General features: G+C 70.8%; 2 protein-coding genes and 1 pseudogene. All 3 read right to left on the reverse strand.

Annotated features, from left to right (window positions below):
- On the reverse strand, positions 1–197 hold a 197-nt coding region (locus C1I98_RS44700; protein WP_233508490.1), incomplete at its 3' end, for a hypothetical protein.
- Positions 198–503: 306 nt separating this feature from the next.
- Positions 504–2,630 (reverse strand): LCP family protein, encoded by a 2,127-nt coding sequence (locus C1I98_RS36510; protein WP_233508491.1) that lies wholly within the window; start codon positions 2,628–2,630, stop codon positions 504–506.
- A 267-nt stretch (positions 2,631–2,897) separates the two neighbouring features.
- Positions 2,898–3,781: pseudogene (locus C1I98_RS42170) on the reverse strand (hypothetical protein); the annotation flags it as partial.

Here is a 3,781-nt window from a genome sequence, read left to right on the forward strand (position 1 = left end):
TCGCTGGTCCCGGCGGCGGGCGGGTAGGGGCTGCGACGGGCGGGTTCGCCGTCGAGCGGGCGGCGCGGCGCCGGTGTGCCCGCAGCCTCCCGTACGGTCTGCGCACCGTGGGCGGCGCCGGTTTCGGGGGCCCGATAAGGCGGCTCGTGACCGTGCCCGGGTCCTCCGTCCGAGCCGGACTCCTCGTGGCGTGGCACATGACGATCGCGTTGATCAGGGGAACCGCCGGAGCGGGCGCCCTCCGCGTCGTGGCTCCGCAAGCCCGGGACCTGGAAGGTGGATCGGGTGTCACTCACAGGGAAAAGCTCTGCTATCTGTCGGAGTCAGTGAGCAGTCGGGCACGCCGTCAAGGCGTTGGGCGAGGACATCGGTGCTCGCCTCACCGACCCGACCACCCTAACGGGCTCCTTGATCATATGTAGCGGTTGCCGCCGAATCCCCTACGGGAACCCAGGGAATCGTTACGAATCCGCCCGATCACGCGGACCGGAGACCCCCTGGGTTCACTGGCACGGGTCGGTCTTGGCGTTGACGACGCTGCCCTTCAGGTCATCCGGAATCTTGATGGGGGCCTTCACACCCTCCCAGTCGGCGCCCACGATGAGCTGTACGACCGGCGCCCCGCCGTCACCGGCGCCCGCGCCCGTGGCCGGGGAGGCGGTCGCCGTGGAACCGGATCCGGGGGTCGCGGCCGCCGGGGTGTACGGCTCCACCTGTACCGGCTTGATCTTCCCGGCCTGCGGCGAGACCTTGGAGAGCAGCTTGGCGGCGATCGGCGAGGCGTAGTCGGCGCCGTTCGCGGCCTTCTTGCCGTACAGGACCTGGGTCTTGGGCACGTCCACGCCGCTCGTCCTGGCGTTGCCGACCTCGACGACCTTGAAGCCCTGGGCGGCCAGCGCGTCGGCGACCTCCTTGGCCCTGCCCTGCACCGTGGTGCCGTTCAGCACCTGGACCTTGATCTGCGCCGGCTTGATCACCGGCTTGGCGGGGGCGGTGCTCTTCTCGCCGGATGTGGGGGTGGGCTTGGGCGACGGCTTGACCTCGATGTCGCTCTTGATGGCGGCGAACAGTTGGTTGGCGGCGGGCTGCTTCCAGATGACGCGGTTGTCGTCGTCGGGGTGCGGCCCCCAGGGCACGGTGATGAACTGCACGCCGTTCGACGTGAGCTTCCGGGCGCTCTGCGCGATCTGGACCAGCGTGTCCGGGTTGTTGGCCAGCTCGGGGTTCATCTTGACGGACTCCGTCGCGGCCTTGATGAAGGCCCACAACTGGCCGGGGTCGGTGATCAGGTCGCTGCTGGTGGCCTTCTTGACCACCTGGGACAGGAAGACCTGCTGGCGCTTGATCCGCTGAATGTCGCTGCCGTCGCCGTAGCCGCGCAGCCGTACGTAGCCGAGGGCCGCCTCGCCCTTCAGGTTGTGCCAGCCGGCCTTCAGCTCCAGCTTCGCCTTGCGGTCGTTGACCGGTTGCTTCAGGCACACCCGGATGCCGCCGAGGGCGTCGACGATGTTCTTGAAGCCGGTGAAGTCGATCTCGACGAAGTGGTCGATGCGGACGCCGGTCAGCGATTCGAGAGTCCTGATCGTGCAGGTGATGCCGCCCTCGTTGTAGGCGGCGTTGATCATCTCGACCCTGGGCGGGAGCGCCGAGCTGTTGGGCCCAGGGCAGGACGGGATCTGCACCACCGAGTCGCGCGGGAAGCTGATCAGGGTGGCCTTGTCCCGGTCGGGGGAGATGTGCATGAGGATCATGGTGTCGGTGCGCTTGCCCGCGTTGAGCATGTACTTGCCGTACTTGAGGTTGTCGCCTTCGCGGGTGTCGGAACCGACGAGCAGGACGTTGAGCGCGCCCGTGCTGTTGGGCGGGCGCTTGTCGCCGAGCGCGGTGTTGACGTCTTCGGTCTCGATGCCGTCGGACAGCGACCGGTAGAGCGTGTAGCCGGTGAGCGTGCCGGCCACCAGCAGGCCGGTCAGGGCGATGCTGCCCCAGGCCAGCAGGCGCATCTTGCCCCCGCCGCCGTCGCCGTCCTTGCGCCGGCGGCCGGTGTCCCCGTCGTCGTCGTTCGGCGGCTCGCCCCGCGCGGCCCTGTCGTGCGCCTGCTCCGGGTGGCCGGTGCGCCCACGGTCGCGTTCGGGGTGTTCTGCCTGGTCGGCGGGCGCGGCCCGGCGGGAACGCCTGGCTCCCTGCTCAGCGTAGGCGGCCTGCTCATAGCCGGTCTGCTCGGGGCCGGGATCGGCGTAGGCGGACCTGCCGCGCCGCGGGCCGGGTGCCGCGGTACGGCCCCGCTCGGCGTACGCGTCATGCTCCGTGCCAGGGTCGGTGAATCCGGCACGACCGGCGCGCCCCTGGTCGGGGTAGGCGTCCGGGTCGGGGTATCCGGACCGGCCGGGGCCCCCGCGCCCGTGTCCGTGGTCCTGGCCCGCGCGGCGGTCGAAGGCGAGTGGCCCTTCGTCTCTGCGGCGGCGGGGAGCGGTGCGATCGGGGTCCGGCGGGTCCGCCTGGCCCGCGTGGCGGCGGCGCTGGTAGCCCGCCGGGTCGTCCGGCGGCTCGCCCGCGGGCATACCCCGGGCGGCGCGGCGCGCGGCGCGGCGGCCCCCCGGTTCCTGAGGATCGACCCGATGCTCGGTCACGGGGCCTCCTTCGCCGGCGCCTTCGGCGGCCGCGTGACGGGCCGCCTGATCGCTCGCTCGCTCAAGGTCCCCTTCCCTGGTCGTGCGAGGCTCGCAGCCGCGAGCACCCCGGGTTCACCTGCTCGTCGCGAAAAAGGGTAGGTCAATCATCCGGTGCCGGAGGCCATGATCGAGCGAATCGGTCCATGACCATTTCCGGCTACGCCGTGGTGATCTGGTTGCTCAGCATACTCAGATTCGGACATTTCGTGGAATGTTTGGGGACAACTACTGCGATAGGGTGTCTGCCTGCGTGTCCTCCCGGCGTACGCAGATCACCGCCGCCAGCGTGGCCAATGGTACGGCGGGCAGCACGTACCGGTAGTCGAACTCCGCCACCGCCGCAGGGGTGACCAAAAGCACCCACGCGACCGTCCATGGAAGGGTCCATACCGCGCGTTTCCACGAACGCGGCGGGAAGCCGGAGATCGCGCCCCTGACCGTGCCGAGCCGCCGGGCCCGCCGTACGAGCCTGACCAGGACCGCGCCCGGCGGGATCAGCAGCACCGCGAGCAGCCCGATCCCCGGCAGATGGACGACGTCCTGGTAGGCCCGCAGCACCCCGGCGAACGGCTCGACGATCCGCGTGCCGATCTCGCCCTCCTCGTAGACCTTGGCGGCCTCGGCCCCGACCCGCGCGGGATAGCGGCCGGGCGGCGGCGGGGGCCGCTCCGGGAACTCGTAGTACGCGTACACCTCGGCGTCCGGATAGACCGGCCGGTCCCACGCGAACGTCCGGGTCAGCTCCGACAGCACCGATCCGACGTACGCAAGCGGCTGGCTCCTGATCGCCAGCAGCGCGAACCGCCCGGCCAGCGAGTCGTTGGCGGCCGAGAACGTGATGCCGGGCCGTCGCACGAGCGGGGAGTCGACGGACCAGATGTACTCCTGGGACGGCGGGCGCATGGACGGCGGCAGCGGGTCGCAGAGCTGCGCCAGGTCCGGCGGCGGGCGCATCACCGAGCAGTCCGCGAACGACATCGTGCGGGCGTAGAGGAACACGCCGTTCGCCCCGACCAGCCCGGCCCGCTGGTGGCTCGCGTAGAACCAGCCGCCATAGATGAAGATCGGGATCAGGGCCGCCGCCGCCATCACCCCGGCCCGTACGGCTG

It is taken from the genome of Spongiactinospora gelatinilytica (genome assembly GCF_003236385.1).
GTDB lineage: Bacteria > Actinomycetota > Actinomycetes > Streptosporangiales > Streptosporangiaceae > Spongiactinospora > Spongiactinospora gelatinilytica.